This window comes from Nocardia sp. NPDC050710 (assembly GCF_040654375.1).
Taxonomy (GTDB): Bacteria; Actinomycetota; Actinomycetes; order Mycobacteriales; family Mycobacteriaceae; genus Nocardia.
The window spans coordinates 125537-149989 of record NZ_JBFAHV010000020.1; the positions used below are offsets into that span (position 1 = coordinate 125537).

General features: G+C 64.5%; 24 protein-coding genes, 1 pseudogene and 1 riboswitch. Of the genes and pseudogenes, 12 read left to right on the top strand and 13 right to left on the bottom strand.

The window, feature by feature from the left end; translation table 11 throughout:
- Window position 1: 1 nt before the first annotated feature.
- Complete coding sequence (locus AB0H61_RS28440) at window positions 2-337, bottom strand: metalloregulator ArsR/SmtB family transcription factor (RefSeq protein WP_357310377.1); 336 nt, start codon at window positions 335-337, stop codon at window positions 2-4.
- A gap of 121 nt (window positions 338-458) precedes the next feature.
- On the opposite strand from AB0H61_RS28440, the pseudogene AB0H61_RS28445 reads away from it, so the two are divergent.
- The 3 genes and pseudogenes from AB0H61_RS28445 to AB0H61_RS28455 all read left to right on the top strand — a co-directional run bounded on the left by AB0H61_RS28445 (window position 459) and on the right by AB0H61_RS28455 (window position 3512).
- Window positions 459-985: pseudogene (locus AB0H61_RS28445) on the top strand (DsbA family protein).
- 522 nt (window positions 986-1507) lie between these two features.
- On the top strand, window positions 1508-2737 hold the full coding sequence (locus AB0H61_RS28450) for an FAD-dependent oxidoreductase (protein ID WP_357310499.1): 1230 nt from the start codon (window positions 1508-1510) through the stop codon (window positions 2735-2737).
- A gap of 43 nt (window positions 2738-2780) precedes the next feature.
- A complete protein-coding gene (locus tag AB0H61_RS28455; protein WP_357310379.1) occupies window positions 2781-3512 on the top strand; it encodes a tetratricopeptide repeat protein in 732 nt (243 codons plus the stop codon).
- 47 nt (window positions 3513-3559) lie between these two features.
- Here the strand turns inward: AB0H61_RS28455 and AB0H61_RS28460 are convergent, their stop codons facing one another.
- The 3 genes from AB0H61_RS28460 to AB0H61_RS28470 form a co-directional block, all read right to left on the bottom strand.
- Window positions 3560-3763 carry a hypothetical protein gene (locus tag AB0H61_RS28460; protein WP_357310381.1) on the bottom strand — a complete coding sequence of 68 codons (204 nt, stop codon included), beginning with the start codon at window positions 3761-3763 and terminating at the stop codon, window positions 3560-3562.
- Between the two features lie 141 nt (window positions 3764-3904).
- A complete protein-coding gene (locus AB0H61_RS28465; protein ID WP_357310383.1) occupies window positions 3905-5272 on the bottom strand; it encodes a cytosine permease in 1368 nt (455 codons plus the stop codon).
- Window positions 5268-5382, bottom strand: a riboswitch (TPP riboswitch). (Overlaps the previous gene by 5 nt.)
- 116 nt (window positions 5383-5498) lie before the next feature.
- Window positions 5499-8516: a tetratricopeptide repeat protein gene (locus AB0H61_RS28470; protein ID WP_357310385.1), complete on the bottom strand. Its 3018-nt coding sequence runs from the start codon at window positions 8514-8516 to the stop codon at window positions 5499-5501.
- A 76-nt stretch (window positions 8517-8592) separates the two neighbouring features.
- Here AB0H61_RS28470 and AB0H61_RS28475 point away from each other — a divergent pair, with 76 nt between their 5' ends.
- Together AB0H61_RS28475 and AB0H61_RS28480 are read left to right on the top strand one after the other, a co-directional pair.
- A complete protein-coding gene (locus AB0H61_RS28475; protein ID WP_357310386.1) occupies window positions 8593-9516 on the top strand; it encodes a hypothetical protein in 924 nt (307 codons plus the stop codon).
- A gap of 191 nt (window positions 9517-9707) precedes the next feature.
- Window positions 9708-10127: a DUF6294 family protein gene (locus tag AB0H61_RS28480; RefSeq protein WP_357310388.1), complete on the top strand. Its 420-nt coding sequence runs from the start codon at window positions 9708-9710 to the stop codon at window positions 10125-10127.
- A 135-nt stretch (window positions 10128-10262) separates the two neighbouring features.
- On the opposite strand, the gene AB0H61_RS28485 is transcribed toward AB0H61_RS28480, so the two are convergent.
- Complete coding sequence (locus tag AB0H61_RS28485) at window positions 10263-10955, bottom strand: class I SAM-dependent methyltransferase (RefSeq protein ID WP_357310391.1); 693 nt, start codon at window positions 10953-10955, stop codon at window positions 10263-10265.
- Window positions 10956-11392: 437 nt separating this feature from the next.
- Window positions 11393-11854: a hypothetical protein gene (locus AB0H61_RS28490; protein ID WP_357310393.1), complete on the bottom strand. Its 462-nt coding sequence runs from the start codon at window positions 11852-11854 to the stop codon at window positions 11393-11395.
- Between the two features lie 289 nt (window positions 11855-12143).
- Between AB0H61_RS28490 and AB0H61_RS28495 the strand changes: the two genes are divergently transcribed.
- Both AB0H61_RS28495 and AB0H61_RS28500 read left to right on the top strand, forming a co-directional pair.
- The gene (locus AB0H61_RS28495) at window positions 12144-12506 is read left to right on the top strand and encodes a cupin domain-containing protein (RefSeq protein ID WP_357310395.1); all 363 of its coding nucleotides are present in this window, start codon (window positions 12144-12146) and stop codon (window positions 12504-12506) included.
- Between the two features lie 7 nt (window positions 12507-12513).
- Window positions 12514-13629 (top strand): class I SAM-dependent methyltransferase, encoded by a 1116-nt coding sequence (locus AB0H61_RS28500; RefSeq protein WP_357310396.1) that lies wholly within the window; start codon window positions 12514-12516, stop codon window positions 13627-13629.
- 122 nt (window positions 13630-13751) lie between these two features.
- On the opposite strand, the gene AB0H61_RS28505 is transcribed toward AB0H61_RS28500, so the two are convergent.
- The gene (locus tag AB0H61_RS28505) at window positions 13752-14150 is read right to left on the bottom strand and encodes an OmpA family protein (RefSeq protein WP_357310398.1); all 399 of its coding nucleotides are present in this window, start codon (window positions 14148-14150) and stop codon (window positions 13752-13754) included.
- Between the two features lie 426 nt (window positions 14151-14576).
- Between AB0H61_RS28505 and AB0H61_RS28510 the strand changes: the two genes are divergently transcribed.
- Complete coding sequence (locus tag AB0H61_RS28510) at window positions 14577-15455, top strand: hypothetical protein (RefSeq protein WP_357310400.1); 879 nt, start codon at window positions 14577-14579, stop codon at window positions 15453-15455.
- 89 nt (window positions 15456-15544) lie between these two features.
- Here the strand turns inward: AB0H61_RS28510 and AB0H61_RS28515 are convergent, their stop codons facing one another.
- Window positions 15545-16366 (bottom strand): class II glutamine amidotransferase, encoded by an 822-nt coding sequence (locus tag AB0H61_RS28515; protein WP_357310402.1) that lies wholly within the window; start codon window positions 16364-16366, stop codon window positions 15545-15547.
- 240 nt (window positions 16367-16606) lie between these two features.
- Here AB0H61_RS28515 and AB0H61_RS28520 point away from each other — a divergent pair, with 240 nt between their 5' ends.
- Together AB0H61_RS28520 and AB0H61_RS28525 are read left to right on the top strand one after the other, a co-directional pair.
- Window positions 16607-17005, top strand: coding sequence for a hypothetical protein (locus tag AB0H61_RS28520; protein ID WP_357310404.1), 399 nt, complete (start codon window positions 16607-16609; stop codon window positions 17003-17005).
- Window positions 17006-17032: 27 nt separating this feature from the next.
- Window positions 17033-17602: a potassium channel family protein gene (locus tag AB0H61_RS28525; RefSeq protein WP_357310406.1), complete on the top strand. Its 570-nt coding sequence runs from the start codon at window positions 17033-17035 to the stop codon at window positions 17600-17602.
- A gap of 24 nt (window positions 17603-17626) precedes the next feature.
- Here AB0H61_RS28525 and AB0H61_RS28530 read toward each other — a convergent pair whose 3' ends face one another.
- The 4 genes from AB0H61_RS28530 to AB0H61_RS28545 form a co-directional block, all read right to left on the bottom strand.
- Entirely contained in the window at window positions 17627-19273 is a 1647-nt protein-coding gene (locus AB0H61_RS28530) for an MFS transporter (protein ID WP_357310408.1), read from the bottom strand.
- A 154-nt stretch (window positions 19274-19427) separates the two neighbouring features.
- Window positions 19428-19817 carry an SHOCT domain-containing protein gene (locus AB0H61_RS28535; protein ID WP_357310411.1) on the bottom strand — a complete coding sequence of 130 codons (390 nt, stop codon included), beginning with the start codon at window positions 19815-19817 and terminating at the stop codon, window positions 19428-19430.
- Between the two features lie 28 nt (window positions 19818-19845).
- The gene (locus tag AB0H61_RS28540) at window positions 19846-20130 is read right to left on the bottom strand and encodes an SHOCT domain-containing protein (RefSeq protein ID WP_357310413.1); all 285 of its coding nucleotides are present in this window, start codon (window positions 20128-20130) and stop codon (window positions 19846-19848) included.
- A 16-nt stretch (window positions 20131-20146) separates the two neighbouring features.
- The gene (locus tag AB0H61_RS28545) at window positions 20147-20596 is read right to left on the bottom strand and encodes a DUF6325 family protein (RefSeq protein ID WP_357310415.1); all 450 of its coding nucleotides are present in this window, start codon (window positions 20594-20596) and stop codon (window positions 20147-20149) included.
- Window positions 20597-21021: 425 nt separating this feature from the next.
- Between AB0H61_RS28545 and AB0H61_RS28550 the strand changes: the two genes are divergently transcribed.
- The gene (locus AB0H61_RS28550; protein ID WP_357310417.1) at window positions 21022-22416 is read left to right on the top strand and encodes a hypothetical protein; all 1395 of its coding nucleotides are present in this window, start codon (window positions 21022-21024) and stop codon (window positions 22414-22416) included.
- Between the two features lie 2 nt (window positions 22417-22418).
- Window positions 22419-23834: a DUF2252 domain-containing protein gene (locus AB0H61_RS28555; protein WP_357310419.1), complete on the top strand. Its 1416-nt coding sequence runs from the start codon at window positions 22419-22421 to the stop codon at window positions 23832-23834.
- A gap of 59 nt (window positions 23835-23893) precedes the next feature.
- Here the strand turns inward: AB0H61_RS28555 and AB0H61_RS28560 are convergent, their stop codons facing one another.
- Window positions 23894-24430, bottom strand: coding sequence for a hypothetical protein (locus tag AB0H61_RS28560; protein ID WP_357310421.1), 537 nt, complete (start codon window positions 24428-24430; stop codon window positions 23894-23896).
- Window positions 24431-24453: the final 23 nt, after the last annotated feature.

The window sequence follows — 24453 nt, forward strand, 5'->3', positions numbered from 1 at the left end:
CTCAGCAGCAGTCCTGGGTCGCCGCGTCCGGGCAGCACGCCGGATCCACGGCCAGCACAAGTCCCAGCAGGTCCCCCAGCGCAGCCGCGATCCGGGAGTCGGCGAGCTCGTAGCGGCTGCGCCGCCCCTCCGGCACCGCCACCACCAGCCCGCAGCCCCGCAGGCAGGCCAGGTGATTGGACAGGATCTGGCGCGAGACCCCGATCCGGTCGGCCATCTCCGACGGATACGCGGGCCTCGCGCGCAGGCTCAACAGGATCTGGGTGCGGGTCGAATCCGACAGCGCGTGCCCGAACCGGGCCAGGGCATCGGTGTGCAGTACCGGCAAGGTCTCCATACGTCAGATAGTACATATTAATCTGTATTCATGGAATATTGGATTATTGTTGTCGGGGCGGTAGCGTGTCCGCCGTGCTGGCCGATAGCCGATTCGTCCTTTTCGCCCGGAATGTAAACCGATGACCGCTGCGGCCCTTACCATCTCTCGGCGGGCGCGGATCGTGACCACCGTCGTCGCGGTGGTCGTCGCCGCGCTGCTGTTCACCGCCGCCCGCGACGGCGGCACCGGTCGCGGGAGCGCGTCGGCCGCCGAGCCTGCGGTGGTGCGCCCGGACAGCCACCGGCTCTCCACCGCGGCCGACGGGCGGGTGACGCTGGTGGAGTTCTTGGACTTCGAGTGCGAAGGCTGCCGGGCGATGTTCCCGGTCATGGAACGGCTGCGCGAGCAGTACCGCGACCGGGTCGGTTTCGTAGTGCGGTACTTCCCCCTGCCCGGGCATTTCAACGCCGAGCGCGCCGCCCGTGCCGTCGAGGCGGCCGCCGCGCAGGGCCGGTTCGAGCAGATGTATCGGCGCATGTTCGCCGACTTCGACGAAGGCCTGGCCCTGGGCGTACAGGGCACCCCACCTTATTTGTCAACGACACTGAGATCACCATCGACAGCTACGACGACCTCGCCGCAGCTCTCGATTCCGTACTCTCCTGAATCGTCGATATCACGGCCGGTTGTCAGCAGGCTCTCGCCCACCGAATCACGAACGCGAAAACCGTTCCCTACCAGCTCACTACGCTATATCGGCCCGAAATTCGGCCGATACCACGGCGACCCCTGGCATTCCAGCCCGGCTTCGTACTCACGGTGTGAGTCGGGATCGGTTCTGGTAGTGGCAGCGTCGGGCGCGACGCTGGTGTCGGCGTAGAGAGCACATCGATGATCAATCGTTCGGCCAGGGCGGGCTTGGTGGCGAAACTCAGCATCCTTCCCTCGGTTCGGGCGGGTCTCCACCCGCCCGAACCGAGCCCCGCTCATGCCGGTGAACCCATCGAACTGTTCCCGTCACCGGTCAACGGCTATGCCGCCGAACACGGCCACCGCCAATGCAGTTGTGCCCCAAACAGACACAACCTGATCACGCGGTGACCACCCCACTTCCAGCGCCCGACCAGCAGCATCGAACGATCACGAGTCCGGCTGGAGGATTAAAATGACGATGTGCAGCGCGCTGCGGTGACCGATCCTTCGCGTGTCGTTGTTCTCGGGTCCGGGTTTGCGGGTCTGTGGGCGGCGCTCGCGGCGGCCCGGCGGCTCGACGAACTCGGTGTGGCGGACGGAACCGTCGAAGTCACGATGATCAGTTCCACGCCGTACCACGACATCCGCGTGCGCGACTATGAGACCGATCTGAGCCCGTCCCGTATCCCGCTGAGCGCTCTTCTTGATCCGGTCGGAATCAAGCACATCATCGGCGAAGTGACGGCGATCGATGCTGTGGCGCGGGTCGTGGAATCCACCGCGGGCGCTCACGGCTACGACCGGCTGGTGCTCGCGGTGGGCAGCCAGGTGGTCAAACCCGATATTCCTGGCCTGCGGGAGTTCAGTTTCGACATCGACACCCATGACGCGGCGACCAGACTGCAAGCCCACCTGCGCCGGCTTGCCGAGGGCCCCGCCGACCCGGCGGCCGCGACGGTAGTCGTCGTCGGGGCAGGTTTGACGGGGATCGAAGAGGCGACTGAACTGCCCGCGATGCTCGCCGACGCCTTTGCCGCGCGTGCCGTCGCACCGCGGGTCATCCTGATCGACCGCAACCCGTTCGTTGGCTCGGACATGGGCGCATCGGCGCGACCGGTCATCGAGGCGGCACTGGCCTACGCCGGGATCGAGACCAGGCTGGGCGTCGGGGTCGTCGCCATCGACGAGCGCAGCGTGACGCTCTCCTCGGGTGAAGTGGTGACCGCCGCCACCGTCGTCTGGTGTGCCGGCATGCGGGCCAACCCGCTGACCGCAGATTTCGGGGTCGACCGTGACCGGCTGGGTCGACTCCCCGTCGACGATTATCTGCGGGTCTGCGGTGTGCCCGGGGTATTCGCCGCCGGTGACGTCGCCGCCGCGAAAATGGACGACGAGCATATGTCGGTGATGTCTTGCCAGCACAGCCGCCCGATGGGCCGATGGGCGGGATACAACGTCATCGGCGATCTTCTGGGCGAGCCCGTGAAGCCATTGCGGATCCCTTGGTATGTCACGGTTCTCGATCTGGGACCGGCCGGCGCGGTGTATACCGAGGGCTGGGACCGCCGCGTGGTCGCGTGCGGGGAGGCGGCCAAGGACACCAAGCGCGCCATCAACACCCGGCGTATCTATCCTCCGTTGAGCCGCGACCGCGACGCATTGCTGGCCGCCGCCGCGCCCGAACTACAGGCCGCGCCCGAGCGCGGACCCGAGTCCACCCATTGACTACCAATCGCGCTGATGGGTAGATAATCCGACAGGGTTGAGCGTGAGCTATGTGGAGGCGGATGTGCAGGTGGGGGACGTGCTCGTTGGACGCAGGAATTCAGACGAGTGGGCTGCGGTCAAAGTACTGGCAGTCGACAGGTGGCCGGATGAGCGCCAAACGCTCCATTGCATGATGTACCGGCCGACCGCCGAACGTCCCACGGCGGCGACGCTCGGGTCACTGGAGGTACTCGCCTATCACACACCGATGAGCGCCCAGGCATTTCAAAATGGGTGGGAGGTGCTCTGCACCTGTCCGGTGACGCCGCAGGACCTCGTCGGGTTCCATGAGTATCTGAAGCGGCTCGACTTCAGGCGATATCTCGAGGTAACCGGACAGGATCTTGATACTGTTGTCGCACAAGCCAACTCACACTTTGCGGCTGGTGGCGTGTTGAACGATCAGCAACGACACCAGGAAGCCATTGCCGAGTACACCAGTGCTGTTGAGCTGTTTCCACTCTTCTACGAGGCCATCGACAACCGGGCGTTCAGCCATATGAATCTGGGTAACTTCCAATCCGCGCTGGACGATTTCCAGCACTCGCTGCGGTTGTTCCCGGAGGGTGAAGCAGCCAACTTCAGCAGCGGCGAATGCCTGCTCAGGCTAGGCAGATTGGGCGAAGCAGAGGTGATCTTCCAAGCAGGCGCGGTCTATTCGACCGATTACCGGGAATTGCACCAGAAGTTCCTCGACCTGGTACGCGAGTTGCGTGCGGAGAACGGCAGCTAGCGCGCCGATAGCTGGAGTTATTAGGCTAGACCAGTACCGAATCCTTGTCAGTCGGAGTCGAACTCGTCGGCTCGGCGGTCGACTTGCGACTCGAGCGAGCACCCGCAGAACCAATGTTCGATCTCGTCCACCTCACGCCACCCGGTCGGCTCGGCCATACGGATGCGGTCACGGGTGATGTGGACCTTGGTAATGCCACCACATTCGTGCAGCAGGATCAGCTCGAGGCTGGGGGACCGGTCGACCTCCATTTCCGTCAGCATCCGCTGGAGATCGAGGAAGAGCCGATCCTCCTTGGAGTCGTAGAACTTTCGCTCGAATCGGGTGGCGATCGGGAGGCTCGGCTTACCGTTGCGGGTCGTACCGAAGTGCAGTTCAGGGAGCCTGCTCGGCTACGCAGCCACCGTTCGCGCGGTCGAGATCCGGCCGACTGCCCAGGCCATCGCCACCGCGGCAAGGAAGGACAGCAGCGACGCGCTCATCCACGGCTGCTTGGTGAAATGCAGCCACTCCTGCACGTGCACCCAGAAGTCGGTCCAGACGCCCGCGTCGCCGGGATTGATCAGCTGGTAGACCGAGAGTCCCACCAGCCAGGCGAGGATCATGCCCCAGCGTGACGGTGCGTCCGCCGCGGTATTCCACTCGCCCTTGGCGCGGAGGAAGAAGTCGGCGACCAGGACGCCGAGCAGCGGTACGAAGACCGAGCCGATCAGGCCGAGGAAGCCGAAGTAGTCGTCCATCCGCAGGCGCAGCGCGAGCAGGGTGATCAAGACGCCGAGCCCGATGCAGAGGATGCGGCGGTCGATGCGCGGCGCCAGGTTCTGGATCGAGACAGCGGTGGAGTAGACATTGGCGAAGGACTGATCGGCCTCGCGCAGCACCAGGATGAAGAAGAACACCCCGCCCAGGGTGACGCTCAGAAACGGCCCGTATGTTCCGTCACCGGTGGCCAGCGCCAACGCGAACAGACCCAGGATGTAGGCCACGATCTGGGTGATCGCGTAGGCCCCACTGGCCGCGCCGAATGCCGCGCGGGTACTCCGGGAGTGCCGGGTGTAGTCGGCGGCCACCGGCACCCAGGAAATCGACACCGCCAGCGCCGCGTCCGTGGCGATCCAGAACAGACTCCAGTCGACACCGAACGGGCCATTACCCTCCGGGCCGGGATTCGTGGTCAGATCCGGCAGTCCCGCGCGGAAGAACTGGATGTAGAACCAGATCAGCGCGATCGCGACACCCACCGTCACGAACCGGCGCAGCATCCGCACCGAGCCCAGCGGCCAGATCGTCAACACCGTGGTGAGCACGCCCGCGACCACCACATACAGCCAGTGCGGACCGCCTTCGAACAACTCCTCGGCGGCATTCCCGATGACGATCAACTCGAAGGTGCCCCACCCGATCAGCTGCGCGATATTGAGCACGGTCGGCACATAACTCAACTTCGCGCCGAACAGACCGCGCAGCAGCATCATCGCGGGCTTACCGGTCCTCGATCCCGGCACCGCCGCCAACCCCAGCATCAGCCCGCCGACCACGGTTCCGATGATCATCGCGAGAATGCCCGCGGCAATCGAGATCTGCGCCGCGCCCTCCGCATTCGGCGCCAACACCGTGTACGCCCCCGAGAACGCGAACAGGCTCACACCCAGATTCGCCCAGAACGCACTCTGATCCCAGAACGACAGCACCTTCGGCGCCGGTTGATCCAGTGTGAGCGGGGCCTCGTGCCCGGTACTTTCCACGGTCGACGCAGCCATGCCGCAACTCGCTCCCTACGCCGGCATTACCCGGACAGGTTCGGGCGGTCGGCGGAGCTTCGGGCCCGCCCTCTCGGCCCGGCCGTGCCCGAGCTCCCGCGTGGGGGGTTATCCGGGCGAATAGTACACGCGTACGACAATCCGACTGACCGGCATTCGGCGTTCGCCCGGGCCGGGGGATTGGACGCACTATCGCGAACCGACCCGTTACCCGGTGACAGTGACGTCATTCGTCCGAGCCGGGTGCGCCCGCGCCTGCGCTCGATGTCGCGGCGTCTGTCCAGGCGGCGAGTTGATCGAGGGTCTCCAACGTGCTCGGATGGTCCGCCCCGAGGACATTGCGCTGGACGGCCAGCAGCTCGGCATAACGATCGCGGGCTGCCGCGGCGTCACCGGTGCGGCCGGTCCAGGTGGCGAGGTTCTCCCGAGCGAGGAGGGTCTCGTAGTTCGCATCGCCGAAGATGCGCACGCGCACTTCGAGCAGTTCGCCGAACAGATCCCTGGCGACAGCGAAGTCGCCGCCCCGGCCACACCAGTAGGCCAGGTTGCCCTTGGCCACCAGCGTCGCGGGATGTTCTGTGCCGGAGACCCTTTCGCGAAGCGAGAGCACCTCACGGTGCAGCTGGACGGCGGGCTCGATCTCTCCTGCCTCTCCGGTCCACCATGCCAGATTGCCCATGGCCCACAATGTGTCCGAATGTTCGGCACCCAACTCCCGGATGCAGATCGGGACCAGTTCGGCGCAGAGCCGATGTGCGGCGGCAGGGTCACCGGACTCACCGATCCACCGCGCGTACTGATCGCGCACCCGCAACACGTCATCCTGGGTGGCGCCGAGGACACGCTCCAAGACGGGCAGGAGCGCGGTGTATCGATCACGCGCCCCGACGATATCTCCGGTCTGGCCGATATGGAAAGCGAGGTCCGCCCGAATTCGGAGTACATCGGGATGTTCCGGTTCCGAGAGGGCCAGCTGCAACGGCAGCAGGTCGGTCAGCATCGACACCGCACGTTCGCTATCTCCCGTCTGCGCCACCCAGTTCGCGAGTTGCACTCGCCACTTGAGCGTTTCGCCGTGATCCGGGCCGAATATGCGCGTGCAATCCTCGACGAGCGCGGCGAACATATCCCTCGCCGCATGCGGATCACCCGCGTCGCCGGTCCAGCGGGCAAGCCGAGCGCGGGCGGCCAGTAGCTGGGTATCCGTCGGCGGCAGCGCCTCTTCGAACGCCACCAGCCAGCCTGCCCAGGAGGTGCGATTGTCGATCGCCCGCCGCCTCGCATCGCTCTGATCGAGGAATTCCACTGCGCGGGAGGCATTTCCACTCGCGAGGAAATGTCGCGGCGCCGCCGTATGCGCGTAGGCGTCGATATCGGACCCGGTCAAGTCCGTCAGCGCGGAAACGAGAACCTGATGCGCATCGAGCAGAACCGTAGGCTCCGGCGCGGTGGCGGCGGCCCGCACCAGCGGCTCGATGAAGGTCGAATGCGCGAGACCTACCTGCTCGTCTTCCTGACCGGGATGCCCCCGCGCCACCAAAATGCCGAGGTCGACCACGATGTCGCGCAACTGCGGCTGCGATACGGGCGGTCCCAGCCGGTTGAGCGCATCGGAGATCAGCCGAAGCGGTGCGACCGGACCGGGCCCGACCGCCGCGAGCAAGGCGACCATCCGGCCTACGGTGGTCGCGTGCACAGAACGCCGAGCGGCGGTTCGGAAGCGTTGCGCCACCAGGAAGCCCAGATCCACCGCGCCAGGCGCCCGGTCGAGTGACCAGTCGACTTCGGCGATGAGCCGGGGGATCAGCCATCCGCCGCCGCCGACCTCGGCGGCCTGTTCCGCGAGTGCCCGATCCAGATCCGACGGCACACCCCGGTCGGCGATCGCCAGTTCGCGCAGAACTTCCGAGAGCGATGGCGGTTGGACCGGGAATACCCGCGCGTGCGCGAGCTCAGGCCGAGCCTCGACTCCGGTGCCGGAACGGATACCGACGACGACACGGACATGGTTGAGCCTGTCGTCGGTCGTCAGCGTGGACACCGCTGCGATGAGGCCGTCCCGGTTGCCGGTTTCCGGCTGATCGAGTCCGTCGATCAGGATGCGAATGCGGCGACCCGGCATTCTCAGTCGCGACAGCGGTCGTACGACTCCGATTTCGAATGCGCTGAAACGGTCGTAGTCGGTCAGCTCCTCTTGCACCGACCGCTGCGCGGCGCGGAATTCATCGCCGTACCGTTCCTGCAACTGCGCCGTCAACTCGGCGATCACCGTCTCGACGGTGCTCGCCACGTCGAGGAAGATAGCCGCCGACACGAACTCCGAGGTCAGCGAATCCAGCGCGCCGGTCAGACCGGGGCGGATGAGCAGCGACATGATCGTCGACTTCCCCGCTCCGGCAGGACCGACCAGGGCCTGCAGCCGGTCGCCCGCGGATTCCACCATCGCGACAAGGGTTTCCTGAACCGCGATCGTCGCCGATACGGTACGGACCAGATGGTCGACCAAACCGGCTGCGGGCCTACCGATTACGGCATCGTTCAGGCGTGCGCGGTTCGGCACCAGCCACAGCCCGAGGTCACCGCGGCGAACCTGGGTGCCGTTGAAGGACAGATGCCGGGGCGTCTGCCATTCGCATGCGGCATTGAGTTCGGGTGTCAGATCAGCACACAGCAGATTGGTGCCGCTGTTCTTCAGCCCGGTTTGGAACGTTCGCAGCAGCGTGCGGGTGAAGCATCCGTCGTAGGCATTGCCGTGGTCGGAGGCGACGAGCAGTTCCATCCGCCCGGCGGCCTTCTCCAGAACCTTGACCCACCGGCTACCCGCACCGAGTGCTCCGGTTCCCGCCTCGCATGCGTCGACCAGCACGACCAGCCCGTCCAGCGATCGAGTCTGGCTCAATTGCTCGGCTACCACGTTGACCAGATGAAGGCCGACATCGGAGTCCAGCGGCTGCGCCGAATCGCTTGCGAGCAGATAGAAGTCGTCCTCGTTCATGGTGAATCCGTGGCCGATGAACGCGATCAGCAGCGTCGCGCCCGCCTCGTCCGCGCGCCGGAAGGCCGCCTTCACGTCGCGCTTGAGTTCGCCGATTGTCGGATCCAGTACCGGCCCGTCCTCGACGGGCAGCCATCGGCCTGCCGTGCTCAGAGCCGCGGACAACGAACCCGCGAGCTCCGAGGTGAACCCGAGCCGCTGAAAGTGATCACATTCGCACCCGATAACCAGCGCCAACCTGTCGGCCATAGGTGAAACTATCGGGGACAACGTCACAGGAAACAACCGTGTCGGCCGACGCCGACGGTTCGAAAGGGGTCGGACGTTGGCAACAGTCGTCCTCGTCCACGGGATCGCCCAGGAACAGGAATCCGCGGATACGCTCGAAGCCCAGTGGCTGCCCGCCCTGGCGGGCGGAATTCGCACGTCCGGTCATACAGAGTTGGCGGATCGACTGTGGCGCAACGGTTTACCGGGCGATATCTCGGTCCGCATGGCGTTCTACGGTGACTCGTTCCTGGCAAAGGGCGCGCAGGGCACGGCGGTGGGAGATCTCGACGAGGAGCAGCTCCATCTCATGGAGCAGCTCGCCGGAGAGTGGTTGCAGACGGCGGCCGAGCACGCGGGTGACGACCGGGATCGATCGACCGCACGGCGACTCACGACACCGCTCCCACCCGACGCTCGGGCACAGGGACCGAAGGCCGCGCTTCGACCGGCCCTCAATGGCTTGGTCAGACTGCGGTGGTTCGCGCCGCTCGGGATCGGGCTCGCCGAGAAGTTCGTCTTCCGGTCCCTGTCCCAGGTCGCCCGCTACTTCACCGACGAATCGGTTCGGGCACACGCGCAGGACCAGGTTCTCGCCCATGTGGGTCCCGATACCCGGATCGTGATCGCGCACTCGCTCGGGTCGGTGGTCGCCTACGAGGCACTACACCGCACAGATCACAATGTCACGCTGCTGACCATGGGGTCTCCGCTCGGCCTGCGCACTGTCATCTATGACCGGCTGCGGCCGCAGCCCACCACCGTTCCCAAATCGGTTGTCGGCTGGAGCAATCTGGTCGACCGCGATGACCTGGTCGCCGCCCACCTCGATCTCGCACCGTACTTCCCGCCCTTCCCCGGCGCCGACATCACCCCGATCACCGCCGAATCGCTCGACAACGGTGCGAAACCCCACGACTCCAGACACTATCTGACCAAGAAGGTCACCGGCGAAATCGTCACGAACGCCCTTGTGCGGTAACGCGTACCACGATGCTGCGTGCCGCCGCGATTCGAGTAGTGCCGTTGCTCCGAACGAGTGGAAAATACTCGTGACAGCCTCCCGCATCGCGCGGATCATTTGATCGGAGTAGGCGATGCGATGTCCCGGAACGGGATTCGCACCCCGATCTGGAGGTAGTAGCGATGTTCCCGACCCGTAGACACTTGTCGATGTCGATCGCCGGAGTGGTTGTGACCGCGGTCGCCACGCTCGGCGCCGTTCCGTTCGGCGGCACCGCATCCGCGCAAGCACCGGCCAAGGTCTTCACCTGGAATCACGATATGCACGAGGGGGACTGCACCATGTTCCACGGTGCGAGATGGGTGTTGAAGCCCGATGGCACTGCCCACTTCACCGCCAAGGTCACCAGTAGCGACGACAACGACGCATGGCTGATGTGGGCGGAACTGGAAGATGCCAACCGGCGGTATCTGGGCAACATCCTCTCCCACCAACTCGACGGTGAATTGGCCAAATTCATACAGAACCTCCCCGACAGCCGTCAGCAATACGACTTCTGGCCCCACGGCACCTTCGACCCCGGACTCTTCTCCCGAATCGAGCATATGAGTCTGCGCGCGGCCTGCTGACTGCGCCGGGAATCCGCAGCAGGACGACTGCGGGGCTCCACCAGGGGCGGCGATGAGCGAGCGTAGCATCCGCACTGCGGGTTCCCGGGGTGGCTTGCCGCCCGGGAACGCACCCCCACGATCCGTCTGACGGGATCAGTCCAGATGGGCTGACAGCAGCCAGGCCGGAACCGACTTACGGCCACCGGGCTCGTCGCGCATACCCTCGAACCGGAAACCCACGTCCTCCGGCAACACCGCAGGCAGATTGCCATGGATTCGCGCGGGCCTGATCTCATCGATCACCCAGTACTGCGATACCACCTCGCGGAGCTCGTCGGCAGTGACCGGCGATGGCCCCGGTTCAGGCACTTCGGGCAGGGCGGCCCGGTCGAACACCAGCACGAAATACGCCGCGCCCGGCGCGGCGGCGCGCACAATCGACTGCTGATAGCCCTCCCGCGACTCGACCGGGATCGAATGGAACAGCGTGCTGTCGACGATGGTGCCGAAACGCCCGTCGTAGCCGGTGAATGCGGCGATGTCGGCGACCTCGAAGGAGGCGTTGATCAGGCCGCGCCTGGCGGCCTCAGCGCGGGCCAACTCGACCGCGGTCGGCGACAGATCCAGGCCAACGGTGGTGAAACCCCGCTCGGCCAGATACAGCGAGATCGCCGCTTCCCCGCATCCGACATCGAGGACGTCGCCATGGAATCTGCCCTGCTCGATCAGTGCGGCGAGTTCCGGCTGGGGTTCCCCGATACTCCACGGCGGCTTGACGCCCGGCCCGAACGGGCCCCCTGTACCTCGGTAGATTTCTTCGAATTCGAAATCATGAGGGGTAGTCATAGCCCACGAATATCATCGAACCTGATAAATCTCGGGGACGTGGCCCACGACGCGCTCGGACTGTTCAGGAGCCGGTGTGCGGTTGTCGGCACGAACCGGGTTGCCGAACCGCAGGTGGGATGCCGCGCGCCAGGGTTGCGGATGCTCGATCTTGGCCGCGCCCAGCCATGGCCCGCGACATCGATTCGCCCGCTCTGCGCGACCTGGCCGGACGCATCGGCTCCCAGCTGCACCGGCTGGCGCACACGACGGAACCCCCGAATTGCGCGATCTGGCTACCGATTTCGAGATCCTGTGCCACGGCGACCCCGACCGAGAACCCCTCAACGCCGGTGGTTCGGCAGACGATCGCAGCGCCAGTTCACACAGATGAACAGGATCGCGATCAATCTCTTTTCGAGTCTTCGTTATTCGGCACTGGGCGATTGCCCCCGAACCTACAACCCGTGCGCGTCGGCGACGAGGTCCAGAAAGACCCAGACGTCACCCTTGGTGTAGGTGCCGGGATCCTCGTTGCCGCCGAGGAAGGGGTACGGAGTGGCGATGTAGACGTGCCCTTCATCGAGGGGCCCGTGCAGCTGCCGGATCGTATCGACATGGTCGGTGCGCAGCACGTACGTGCCGAAACCGGGATCGAGCAGGACATCGGTGATGAAGTCGGTGCGCTCGGGGAAGAAGCCGTAGCTCTTGGCCCCCGCCGAGTAGGGATGCAGTACCGCATAGTTGCGAGTACGACTGTCGGCGAGAAAGGCATGACCGAGAGCGGAGTAGCCGATAACGGTGTCGAACTGGGTGAAATGCGGTTCCCAAGCGGGCATGGCCGCTGAGACCTGCTGGGGTCCCGTCAGCTGGAAGTAGTCCGAAACCGCATTGCCTTGCACCGAGAAACCACCCGTCATCGCCGTACTCCCGAAGAAGGCCCCATCCTCGGGCCCACACGCCTGCGCAGCGTAACAAGTACGTTCCCGGGGTTCGGGTGCTCGGCAAGCGGACCGCACCAAGTCGCAGGCCGACACCGCTCCTACCAGTCGGGTCATCGCAGCTATCTTGCAGCTAGGACACCGAACACATAGGCTGTGATGCACGTCACATTAGAGGTCCTCGTGGCAGGCGCTCGGTCCCGGCGATGTGGGCTCCGAGGATGCCGATACATCTGGAGCAGGGGCTGCACTACCTAGGAGAACCATCATGTCCGGTCTGGTGCGCAAGAGTTTCGATTCGCCCGAGGAAACCCGCCCGTTCGAGCAAGGCAAGGGCAAACTCGATCTGGTCAACCTCGACGGCGGCCCGGTCGGGCGGGCGGTATTCGAGCCGGGGTGGCGGTGGTCGGTGCATGTCAAGCCGATCGCGCAGACCGACAGTTGCCAGGCATCCCATATCGGTTACTGCGTCTCGGGCCGGATGGTGGTGGTCATGGACGACGGAGAACAACAGGAATACGGGCCCGGCGACTTCATGATCGCCCCACCCGGACATGACGCATGGGTCGTGGGTGACGAGCCCTGCGTGATGATCGACTGGCAGGGCTTCGCCGACTATGCCAAGCAGTGAATCGCCCATGTCGGACAGCGCGGAGACCCCGGCTCCGAACAGCCCGGCGCCCGGCGCCGATCCGGAATTCGCCGCGCGCACAGAGGCTTTCGGCGCTCGGATGCTGGAAGTCCTCAACAACGGATTTCTGACCCTCATGATCAGCATCGGCCACCAGACCGGCCTGTTCGACGTGATGAGCTCATTGCCTCCCGCGACGAGCGCGGATATCGCAGAGGCCGCGAATCTCGACGAACGATACGTGCGGGAATGGCTGGCCGCGTTGACCGTCGGAAAGATTGTCGACTACAGCCCCGACAACCGCACCTTCGTTCTGCCACCCGCTCACGCGGCGGCATTGACCAGGGCGGCCGGTCCCGACAACATCGCGGCCTTCGTGCAGTACATTCCCTTGTCCGCGAGCGTCGAGCCCGAGATCGTCGAGTGCTTCCGGCACGGCGGCGGTGTGCCCTATTCGAAATTCGGCCGATTTCAACAACTCATGGCCGAGGAGAGCGCGGCCATTCACGATGTCGCGTTGATCGACGTCACCATCGCACTCGTCCCCGGACTTCCCGAGCTGCTGAACCGGGGCATCGAGGTCGCGGATGTGGGCTGCGGCAGCGGACACGCGCTCAACCTGCTCGCCCGGCACTTTCCGCACAGCCGGTTCGTCGGCTACGACTTCTCGGAGGAAGGTGTCGCGGGCGGGCGGGCGGAGGCGCGGGGGATGGGTCTGACCAACGTGGGTTTCGAAGTTCGTGACGTCGCGAATCTCGACATTGCCAACAGATTCGACCTGATCACCGCATTCGATGCCATTCATGATCAAGCCCACCCGGCCGAGGTGCTCCGCGGCATTGCCACGGCGCTGAAAGACGACGGCACATTCCTGATGGTGGATATCCAGGCCTCCAGCAACCTGGAGGACAATATGGAACATCCGCTGGGACCATCGATGTACGCACTCTCGACGATGCACTGCATGACGGTCTCGCTCGCACTCGACGGCGACGGACTCGGGACCATGTGGGGCGAGCAAGTCGCGACCCGCATGCTGCGCGAGGCGGGGTTCACCTCCGTAGACATCCGGCACATCGACGCCGACATCTTCAATAGCTATTACATCGCCCGGAAGAGCTGAGGGCGCAGGCCATTGGCTGCGCCCTCAGCCGACACCGCATCTGTGTTCGGAGGAGACCACCGATGCGAACGATCAACCATGAGGCGGCAGACGCGGTCCTGAGCCGGCGGCTCGGGACGCGACTATCGGGCGATGACTTCGATCTTGGCCTCGTCGACCTGAACGTCCTCCGCGGTCGGGTTGGCTTCGGCTTTCGTGGTGATGCGCGCCTTGTCGACACCCTCGGCCTCGAGTGCGGCCACGATGTTGTCACCACGGGACTTGGCCAGCGATTCGGCGGCGGCGGCATCCGAGTCCTCGGCGTAGGTCGTGATCTGTATCTTGGTGTCGTTCCCCTTCAGCGGGATCGCGACCGCTTTGATGGTGGCGACATCCACCACGCCGAGGTCCGAGCTGCCGCTCTCGAAGGTGATCGGCGCGGCCGCCAGCGCCGTGTTGATCGCATTCTGGATTGCTTGCTGCGCGGTGTTCAGGGCCGAGCCCGCGACAGAGGACGCGGTAGCGGCGATGCTTTCCTGCATACCATGTGTCATTTCGGTCGTCGCCTTCGAATCCGAGTCGCTGTCGGATCCGCATGCTGCCGTCATGAGCAGAACTACCGCCACAGCGGCAATTCCGCTGACGCTCTTCCTGGATATCATCGGCCTACTCCTGTGTTAGGTGGAGAATCCCGTTTGCGTCATTCGATGTCATGCCTGGAATGTCGGAACTTCGGCGAGATCGAACCCTGGTGGATGGTTCGCTTGCGTACATCGATCGGTGGTGCCGACTCAGAGATCCTCGCACAGGTGCATCGTCCGGAGTGTCGTTTACGACTCGCTCGGTATCCTGGCCGAGGTCAGCCGGACCGTAATTCGACTGTTGGTCGTACCGGTTCGTCTCCGCCGACACCAGTTGCACAAATCCGACCCATTCCGACCGAACGAGCAGAAGAGCGGTGAATTCCGGTGCGGTCCGTGAAATTGTCTGTGGCATTGGCCCGAGAAGTATCGGTGGCGCGCGCCCAGGCCGCATCCGGCTGGCTGCGAGGAACGCCGTACGGTCGCACGGTGCGGCGTGTGCTCGAGGGCCTCGCGCAGGTCCAGATCGTGGACCGGTCACTGGCCCTTGCCGCGCAGATCTTCACCTCGCTGCTGCCGGTGATCATCGCCGCTTCTGTGTTCAGCGGTTGGCATACGGCGGCGAAAACGATCAGCGACCAGTTCGGCTTCGACTCCGAATCGCTGGCCGCCGACGGCGAATCCACCCTGACCGATCCGTCGATAGCCGCGTTCGGGGTGGTCGGACTGCTGATGATCGTGCTCGGCGGCACCTCGTTCACACGCGCTCTCGCGCGCGTCTACGAGGCGATCTGGAAGGTACCCGTGATCGGGGCGCGAGATGCTTGGCGGTGGCTGGCCGCGCTGATCGCGGTCGCTGTGGCCGCGGGGTTGGTGGGACAGACACGCGAACTCACCCAGATCCGCTACGCGGGTCGGCCGCTCGCCCTGCTGGGTGAGGCCGCCATCTGGGCATGTGTCTGGATGCTGGCTCCGTTCCTGCTCACGAAAGGAGCGCTGACCGGGCGCCTGCTGTGGGCATCCGGCATCCTCACCGCGGTCGGTTTGACCGCGGTGCACGTGGCAGGTCGCGTCGTCCTGCCTCGGATGGCGACGAACGCCCGGGAGCATTTCGGTCCGCTGGGGCTTGCCTTCACCACGGTCAGTTGGTTATTCGTCATGTCGGTGGTGATCGTGGGCGCGGCATCGGTTGTCAAGGCGCTCGCCTTGGACGAAACCGCCGTCGGTCGCTACCTGCGGGGTCCGGTCGACAAGGACCGCGAATGACGTTGCGGCTCTGCGGATACCGATCCGACCACGCCCAGCCGAATCGTCGACGGTGCACGGTCACCAACTGACATCGACGCGGTTCGATCTCAGCCAGGTGAAATCGGCTGGAAGGGCCGTATTTCATCGCGGCCGGGACGGACGACCCCGGCCGATGATTCCGGTACTTCGTTCCAGGCCCCCGCGAGGTCGCGTAGCGGCTCCGAGACCACGAATCGGGTCTCGCCGCCCAGGTGGCGCAGAACCTCGACCTCGGGGTGGAGCGCGCGCAGCTTCTCTATCTCGGTGGAGAAGAACAGTGACCGCGTCTGCCGTTCGCTCGAGTACCGGAAGAACCACATCGATCGGCCATCGGTGGTCGCGACGGTCATCTGCACCGGGGCGTCGACCCCGTGCGCGTGTCCGACGTTTTCGACGAGGCCGACCGCGCGTGCGACCGCGTCGAACGGATCGTCCACGAGGCCGAATGTCAGTGCGAGGAAGAACAGGAGTTCGGAGTCGGTAGAACCCTCGATGTCGGCGAACAGCGCCGGGTCGACGGCCGTCATCAGGTCGCGCTTGATTTCGTGGAAACCGTGGAGTGCTCCGTTGTGCATCCACAACCACCGACCGTGCCGGAAGGGGTGACAGTTGCTGCGCTGCACCGCAGTCCCGGTCGATGCGCGTACGTGCGCGAAGAAGTGTGGGGTACGTATCTGGCCGGCGATCTCACGCAGGTTGCGGTCGTTCCATGCGGGTTCGATGTTCTTGAATACCGCCGGTTGTGCGCCCTCGCCGTACCAGCCTATCCCGAAGCCGTCACCGTTCGTAGTCGTCGCGCCGAGCCGAGAGTGCATACTCTGGTCGATCAACGAATGCGCCGGCCGGAACAATAAGTCCTCGGCCAGGATCGGCTCACCCGAGTAAGCCATCCATCGACACATATATCGATTGAAGCAGAACAGGCCCCGGGTTCGCCCGGGAATTGGCACTCTTCTCGGTAACGGCTCATACTTCGATCCCGGTGCCGACGTCACACGAAATGCCTCGACCAGTGCATATCGCCGGGTCCATTGCGGACCCCAGGACGAGCAAAATGCTGCGATCGCTTGCGTGCCGGAGGAAGATGTGAATTCGACACCATGTCGAATCACCCGAGGAAAGGCAGGATCATGGCCGAGGATTCGCGGGTCAAGCAGGGGGTCGCAATGGGAACGTCGCTAGGGGCGGCGACCCTTCTCATAACCGTGGGCGTTCTGCAATTCCTGCAAGGGATTTCTGCGGTGGCCAAGGATCAAGTGATCGTGGTCGGCATCGAATACGTTTACAAGTTCGACGTCACCGCATGGGGATGGATCCACCTCGTGCTCGGGGTGATCCTCGTGGCGGTCGGTGTCGCCTTGTTCACCGGAGCCAAGTGGGCGCGAGTGTGCGCCATCGTGATCGCGTCGCTGTCGCTCATCGCCAACTTTCTGTGGTTGCCGTACTACCCGTGGTGGTCGGTCTTGATCATCGCGCTGGATGTCGTGGTGATCTGGGCGGTTTCGACCTGGCATCCCGAGCAAGCCTGACCACCCCGGCCGGGAAGGCGCGGTGCGGTGGTGTTCCGGGACAGCACCCGGAACCTGTCCAAGGATGCCAGGGTGTATCTGCTATTGCGGGCGGTCCTGCGCCCCGTGGGCACCACCTCGATGCTGCTGGCCGCATACTTTCTACTGCCCTTCAACAGGATTGACGACCTGGGCGCCGCGTCCCTCGTATTCGGCGTTCTAGCCGTGGTCGGTGTGGTGTACGTCTGGCAGATCCGCCAAGTGCTACACGCCGAATACGCGGGCGTGCGGGCGGTCGAGGCGTCGGCCGTCACCATGGGGGTCTACCTTGTCGGTTACGCGACGACGTATTTCCTGCTCTCGGACGCCCGGCCGGACGACTTCAGCGAAGCACTGACACGCCTCGACGCTCTCTACTTCACCTTGACGGTGTTCTCCACGGTCGGATTCGGTGACATCGTGGCCACCGAGCAGACCTCGCGTGCGGTGGTGTCGGTGCAGATCCTCGGCAATCTGATACTGATCTCGTTGGGCATTCGTTTGCTGACGGCATCGGTGCGCTCGCGTCGAGCGACAACCCATGCCCAACAGCCGGAATCGGATGACCGGCCGGAATGAATTCCGGCGGAGGCGACGCCGTCCTCAGTCGTCCGGTTCCGGGTCTCGAGGCTGAACCGGCCGTTCCTGTGATCCGACCGCCGTGCGGGACAGCTGACCGGTAGCGAACAGCGCTGCGATCGCCAGCAGGGCGGTGACGGCAAACGCCACCCGCAGCGCATCGAGGCGGGCGTCGGCGTTGACGTCGATGATGGCGTCCGCGGTCGTGCTGGCGACACCGGCCTCGGTCAACGCGTTTTCGAGCTGTGTCGTGGACAGGAACGGCACCCCCGCGGCCAGTTCGGTGCTTGCCTGCTGTTGCACGGAAGCGGGCACATCCGGGTTGCCTTCGATGCCCGCGGTAACCGAGCTGGTCAGGGTGGCAATGAGAATCGAGCCGATCAGAGCGGTCCCGAGCGATGCTCCGAGATTCGTTGCGGTGTTCTGCAATCCACCGACCTCGGCGCTCTGCGAGTCGGGTACCGCGGAGACCGTGATGGCGCCCAGCTGCGAGGACAGCGCACCCAACCCCAATCCCATGAACAACATCGGGATCATCACCACACCAGCGTTGGCGCCGGGATCCATACCGGCGACGAGGATCAGGATCCCGATGATCATCGACATCAGCCCGATGCGGACGACGCGACGTGGATCGGCGTGCGGCACGAATTTCGGAATTCCGGCCGCGGCCAGCACCAGCGCGGCCGACAGCGGAAGAATGCGCAGCCCGGTCTCGAGCGCACTGAGCTCGAGCACAACGGACAGGAAGAGCGGGACCGAGAAGAAGACACCGGCCTGGATGAGGAACTGGGCGAAAAACATGGTCAGACCGCCGGTGAGTTGCCGGTTCCGCAACATCATGGGCTGTACGAGGGGGTCCTTGCCCGCGGCGGCCAGCCGAGTCTGCCACCGCAGGAAACCGTAGATAACGAGAAGACCGACTATCAGCAGCCACACGACGGGCGACAACCCGAGAACGTCCGGCCCGCCGGGTTTGGGCTGCACCCACCCCCACTCGCTCGAGCGCAGCACGCCGAAAACCACCATGCCCAACCCGAGTACGGACAGGACCGATCCGACAAGGTCGAGCCGGACCTCGGCCGGTGCCGCGTCCTCGACGCGGCGCAGCACCGCCAGGATGACGACGACCAGGACAACCTCACCGAGGAAGACATACCGCCAGGATGCGAAGGTGGTAACCGCGCCACCGAGCAGTGGGCCGACGGCCACCGCCGCGGCACCGGCCGCGGCTACCAATCCGTATGCGGCAGTTCGACGTTCGGGTGCGAAGTTCGCGGCAACCAGGGACACGATCGCAGGCATGATCAGTGCCGCGCCGATCCCCTCCAGCAGAGACCAGCCGAGCAGCAGTACGGGGAGATTGGGCGCCAAGGCGGTCGTGGCCGATCCCACGCCGTACACAACCAGCCCGATACCGAATGCGCGGCGTCGGCCGAGCATGGCGCCCACCTTGCCGCCGGTGATCATCAGACTCGCCATCACCAGGGTGTACAACGTGATCGCGGTCTGGATACCGGTGATCGTGGTGCCGACATCCGCGGCAACGGTCGCCATCGACACGTTCATCACCGAACTGTCGAGCGTCATCAGGAACTGACCCGAGGCCAGCACGGTGAGCACCAGGCCCCCGGCTCGCGTCGCCCGCTTCGGCGCCTCCTCGCGGCTCATCGCCTCGCCTCTCTCGCGGTTCGACTATCAGCAGCATTTATCCTCGACGAGGGCGCTACATTCGAGATCGCCTCGGGCACAAGGAATCAACATCGGGGTATGCCGTCTGTTCCGCGGGTGTCGATCGAAGCCGAAGGTCGTCCGGCCGTATCTGTCACGATCCGCTTCCACCGAGCGCCTTTGCCTTGAGCGCGCTGAATTCGTCAGCGGTGATCGCCCCGGAGTCCAAAAGCGCTTTCGCCTCGGAGATCTGCTCGGTCGACGACTTTCCGGCGACATCCCGGATGTAGCTCTCCTGCTGCTGCCTGGCGTGCTGTGCGGCCGCCATCGATCGCTTGGTCATCGACTGGCCCCTGGTGATCACGTACACCAGCGCCGAAAGGAACGGGAACACGAACAGCAGCACGAGCCACAACGCCTTCAACCATCCCGACATCTCATGATCCCGGAACAAATCGGTGATGATCGTGAACAAGACCATCAGATAGGCGACGAACGCGAAGATCCATACGGTCAACCAGAAAAATTCCCAGAAAGAATCCATTGCCCTCTCCCATCAGCATGAATCGAACTCACGGTTCGGAACCCAATATCTTGGCCTTCTCGGCATTGAATTCTTCCTCGGTGAGCACGCCCTGTGATTTGAGCTCGCCGAGTGTTTTCAACGCGCTGAGCCGGTCGGGCGCCGGTTCACCCGCGGTGGGCATAGGCTCCGATGGGGCTGCCGCCGGCGGCATAGCAGCTTGCTGTTGCGACGCCCACCGCTCGCCCTGACGCCGCGATACTCGATTCGAGACGGCGGTTGCGGTTCCTGCGATTGCGGCGGTGCGGACGACTCCGCGCAGAAGACCGGGCATGCTGTGCTCCTTGCTGTCAGTTGTCGGTTTCGAGTGCGTCGAGTGCCCCCAGCAGGGCCTGGGTGGGCAGGCGACCCGAGGCAACGAGTTGGGCGCCGCCCCGGCGCAAAGCCGCCGCGAACGGCGCCGCCCAACGGTTTTCATAGACCAGCACGGCCCCCGAGCACCCCGGCTCCAACACCGTTCCGGCTTCGGCGAGGTCGGTGCGATCCAGCACGCCGGACGAGGCTTCCGCGAAGAGGGTCACATCGAAGTCGCCCTGGAGGTCGAGATCCTGGATCTCGATACCCACCAGCGACCCGTCCTGTTCCTTGCGAACAAACCCCAGGTCGATTACACGGACGATGCCCCGCTCGACCAGATCACGCAGCAGCGGCAAGGCCGACCCGTCTGGTTGCCGGTCCGCGGGGAATTCCACGACCAAGTAGTCGATGGGCCCGAGTTCGTCTAAATCACTCTCATTCACCATAGATCCTCGCTTCGGCAGATCAGGGTGATGACTTCGCGACCGGCCGCCACCACCTGTGGGTAAGTACCTGCGCTCGACGTGATCGGTCCCGCCGGATCCTGCCGATCGGCGAACACCGCCTCGCTCGTGATCTCTTGCGTGCTGAAAAATCCCCGGATGGGCGCCGCGGGTGCCGCCGCGGAAACGACCCGAGGTGTATTTGCGTCTTCCCTTGATAGTACAAGGGTGGCACCGGATTCACGTTATAATGCAGTACGGCCGCTTGATGACATGTGGCCTCAGGATAATTCGACCTTTTCGGGCATCGAGGTTGCATCACCGAGGTGGGCAACGAGCATTGCGAACATATGGGCATAGTTGCAGGAGACATTCTGTTCCGTCCTGCAATAAACGGGTGTGCACCAACAGATCTGGACGATTCCATGAATAATTCAGAGGCTGGCGAACCGTTGAATGCCACCGAGCGTGCGGAACTCGAGCGGCTGCGCCGGGAAGTCGCGCAACTCCGTCTCGACCAGGGTGCGGAACGGCCAGCGGCGGCGGGAGTCCGTCCATCGCGGGTGACCGATCATCGCGCATGGCGTTGGACAGGAGCGGGTGTACTACTGGTACTCGTAGCGGTCCTGGCGTTTTCCTCGGTGCTGGCGCGGTATGCGCGCGGTGAGGTTCTCGATACGGACCGATACATCCAGACGGTGACGCCCCTGGCCGCCGATCCGGTGCTGGAAACCGAGCTGACGAACCAGATCACCGATCAGATCATGACTCGTCTCGATATTCAGACACTGACCGCCGAGGCTTTGACGGCACTGACCGAGAACGCACCCCGGGTTCCACCCGCCGTGGTCGGTCTGGCACCGGTGCTCGCCGATCAAGCCAAATCCTTTGTTCACGAAACGGTCGGCAAGTTCGTGGCCTCGGACCAATTCGAGGCGTTGTGGATCCGGGCGAACCGGAAAGCGCATGAAGTGCTGGTCGCGGTGATGACCGGCCAGACAAGGGCGGCGGTGCAGATCGATGAACAGGGCACGGTCAGTATCGAATTGGCACCGATCATCGACAATGTCCAGACCAAACTGACCGAGCGCGGATTCGCCTTCGCCGAGAAAATTCCCGAGGTCGACAAGTCGTTCGTCCTGTTCCAATCCCCCCAACTGGTCAAGGCACAGCGAATGGTGTCGGCTCTGGACAAGGCACACACGGTATTGCCCTTGGTGACTCTCCTCCTGGCCGCCGCAGCCGTCTGGGCCGCACCCAAAGGCAGTCGCCGGAAGGCGTTTTCATTGGTCGGCGTCAGTATCGCGGTGGCCATGGTGCTTCTGGCGGTGGCGATCAGCATCGGCAGGGCAATCTACCTCGGAGACATACCCGCCGATGTCCTCTCGCGTGATGCGGCCGCGGCGATGATCGACGCGCTTGTTCTTCCTCTTCGCACCGCGGTGCGTGCGGTGTTCCTCCTGGCGGTGGTAATCGCGGCAGTCGGATATCTCACCGGATCATCCGATTCCGCCGCGGCGGTGCGCCGCGGCTTCACCAGAGCCGTCGATGCCGTCCGGGCGCCGAAGACCGGCCGTGCCCCTAACCCGGTCGAGACTGCCGTCGCGACGTACCGAATACCGCTGCGAGTGATCATCATCGCGATCGCCACGATGACCCTCGTATTCTGGAAGTACCCGTCGGGGCTGGTCGTGATGGTCACCATCCTTCTCGCCGCCGCAGCGCTGCTGCTGGTCGAACTGGTGGCCCGGCCCGCGATGTCATCGTCGGCGCCGGCCGTCGGCGAAGCAGCGCCCCAGATCCCCGGCAAAAGTAGTTGAGCATGGCTGATACTGTCGGACGCCGATCCGGAGCCGGGCAGCCGACCCGCGCCGAACGTGCCGAGAGTGGTCTGGTCGCCCGGCGTGCGACTCCGTTCGAGACTCTCGCCGAACACGAGACCGGCGACCGACGTGACCCGGTCGGATTGCTGGAAACCCAGGCCGCGGCTCGTATCCCGGAGCTGATTCCGGTGCGATACGGGCGTATGGCGAGCAGTCCCTTGGCCTTCTACAGAGGTTCGGCACTGATCATGGCCGACGACCTGTCGCATACTCCGGCGACAGGCCTGCGAACACAGTTGTGCGGAGACGCCCACCTGAGCAACTTCGGGATCTTCGCGACCCCGGAACGCAAGCTCGCATTCGACATCAACGACTTCGATGAGACGTATCCGGGACCGTTCGAGTGGGACGTCAAGCGCCTCGTCGCGAGCCTCGCGGTGGCCGCAAGGCAACGGGGATTCAACGGCAAGCAGCGTCGGGCAGTCATCGGGGCCTGCGCTGCCGAGTACCGCCAAACCATGCTGCGGCAGGCGGAGCGGGGGACCCTGGCTGTGTGGTACTCGCACCTGGAGCCCATCGCCGAATTGGTCGAGCTCCGCGACGAACTCGATACGTCGACCAAGAAGCGCGTGCGCAAAACGGTCGAGAAGTCGGGGCATCGCGACAGTGTGCAGGCCCTGGCGAAATTGACCACCGAGGTGGATGGCCGACGGAAGATCATCAGCAATCCGCCGCTGATCATCCCGATCGAAGAGATCTTCGCCGAAGAGGACGCCGAGTCGCTGTTCGGGGAGTTGCGTGAGCGGCTGCGCGACTACCAGTCGACATTGCAGGACAACCGCCGAGTGTTACTCGGGCAGTTCGACTTCGTGCAGGCGGCCCGTAAGGTTGTCGGCGTCGGTAGCGTCGGCACCCAGGCGTGGATCCTGCTGCTGCAAGGAGTCGACGGCGACCCCCTGTTCCTCCAGGCGAAAGAAGCGATGCCGTCGGTGCTGGCGCGTTATCTCGACGGACCGTCGTTCGCCAACCAGGGGGAGCGGGTCGTCGCGGGGCAGCGGTTGATGCAGGCGGCCAGCGACATCTTCCTCGGCTGGCAGCAGGGTTCAGGACACGACGGCGTGGTACGGGACTTCTATGTGCGTCAATTGCGTGACGGAAAGGGTTCGGCGGTGGTCGAAGAGATGACTCCGTCCGGAATGCAGCTGTACGGGCGGCTGTGTGCACGGGTGCTGGCCTACGGGCACGCGCGCTCCGGTGACCGGATCGCGATCGCCGCGTACCTGGGCGCCGGCAGTGCATTCGATACCGCGATGACCGCGTTCGCCGAGTCGTACGCGGATCAGAACGCCCGCGATCACGCGGCATTTCTGGAGGCGATCGACCAAGGCCGGATCACCGCGCAGTTCGGGGTATGACCCGCGAGGATATGCGCGGCCCCGCGATCGGTAAGGACCGAAGTGAACTGTCCCGCGCCTCAATGGGTCAACAGGATCTTGATGATCACGACGGTCACTGCGACAACCGTCAGCACGACGGCAGCGAACACGGACACTCCCGTAGGGCGCTCGCCTTTCAGCCGGCCGATGACGAACACGATGCTCCCGATGCGGACCAGAACAGCGAGCTCCGCGAGAATCTGCGCGGTCCTCGGATCCAACCACCCCAGCCATCCCGTCGCGAGAATGATGCACGGCAACACCGCTGAGCTGAGAATCGGGACCGAATTGCGTAAATCGTGTCGGCTCCCTCTCAGCGTCAATGCACTTTGGTCACGCACGCTGTGTCCGACTGCTTCGGCGAAGACATGGGCGACGAACGTAGACAGGGCCGTACCGAGGACCACCAGTATTCCGACGTACTTGTCCGCCGTAACGATCGGCACCAGCGCCGCAAGAACCAGAATATTTCCGTAGATGTACGCGCTGATGCGGCTCGCAGCATTGTCGCGGTCGAGCGGAACACTGCGCGAGAACAAGGGACGGTGCAAAAGCGCATGGCCTTCGGTGTCCATCGGATCTCATCTCGTTCGTCCGT

Coding starts and splice junctions, on each gene's coding strand:
- AB0H61_RS28440 (WP_357310377.1), bottom strand. CDS start 337: ATGGAGACCTTGCCGGTACTGCACACCGATGCCCTGGCCCGGTTCGGG.
- AB0H61_RS28460 (WP_357310381.1), bottom strand. CDS start 3,763: ATGGAGGTCGACCGGTCCCCCAGCCTCGAGCTGATCCTGCTGCACGAA.
- AB0H61_RS28465 (WP_357310383.1), bottom strand. CDS start 5,272: ATGGCTGCGTCGACCGTGGAAAGTACCGGGCACGAGGCCCCGCTCACA.
- AB0H61_RS28470 (WP_357310385.1), bottom strand. CDS start 8,516: ATGGCCGACAGGTTGGCGCTGGTTATCGGGTGCGAATGTGATCACTTT.
- AB0H61_RS28480 (WP_357310388.1), top strand. CDS start 9,708: ATGTCGATCGCCGGAGTGGTTGTGACCGCGGTCGCCACGCTCGGCGCC.
- AB0H61_RS28485 (WP_357310391.1), bottom strand. CDS start 10,955: ATGACTACCCCTCATGATTTCGAATTCGAAGAAATCTACCGAGGTACA.
- AB0H61_RS28490 (WP_357310393.1), bottom strand. CDS start 11,854: ATGACGGGTGGTTTCTCGGTGCAAGGCAATGCGGTTTCGGACTACTTC.
- AB0H61_RS28495 (WP_357310395.1), top strand. CDS start 12,144: ATGTCCGGTCTGGTGCGCAAGAGTTTCGATTCGCCCGAGGAAACCCGC.
- AB0H61_RS28500 (WP_357310396.1), top strand. CDS start 12,514: ATGTCGGACAGCGCGGAGACCCCGGCTCCGAACAGCCCGGCGCCCGGC.
- AB0H61_RS28505 (WP_357310398.1), bottom strand. CDS start 14,150: ATGCAGGAAAGCATCGCCGCTACCGCGTCCTCTGTCGCGGGCTCGGCC.
- AB0H61_RS28515 (WP_357310402.1), bottom strand. CDS start 16,366: ATGGCTTACTCGGGTGAGCCGATCCTGGCCGAGGACTTATTGTTCCGG.
- AB0H61_RS28520 (WP_357310404.1), top strand. CDS start 16,607: ATGGCCGAGGATTCGCGGGTCAAGCAGGGGGTCGCAATGGGAACGTCG.
- AB0H61_RS28530 (WP_357310408.1), bottom strand. CDS start 19,273: ATGAGCCGCGAGGAGGCGCCGAAGCGGGCGACGCGAGCCGGGGGCCTG.
- AB0H61_RS28535 (WP_357310411.1), bottom strand. CDS start 19,817: ATGGATTCTTTCTGGGAATTTTTCTGGTTGACCGTATGGATCTTCGCG.
- AB0H61_RS28540 (WP_357310413.1), bottom strand. CDS start 20,130: ATGCCCGGTCTTCTGCGCGGAGTCGTCCGCACCGCCGCAATCGCAGGA.
- AB0H61_RS28550 (WP_357310417.1), top strand. CDS start 21,022: ATGAATAATTCAGAGGCTGGCGAACCGTTGAATGCCACCGAGCGTGCG.
- AB0H61_RS28555 (WP_357310419.1), top strand. CDS start 22,419: ATGGCTGATACTGTCGGACGCCGATCCGGAGCCGGGCAGCCGACCCGC.
- AB0H61_RS28560 (WP_357310421.1), bottom strand. CDS start 24,430: ATGGACACCGAAGGCCATGCGCTTTTGCACCGTCCCTTGTTCTCGCGC.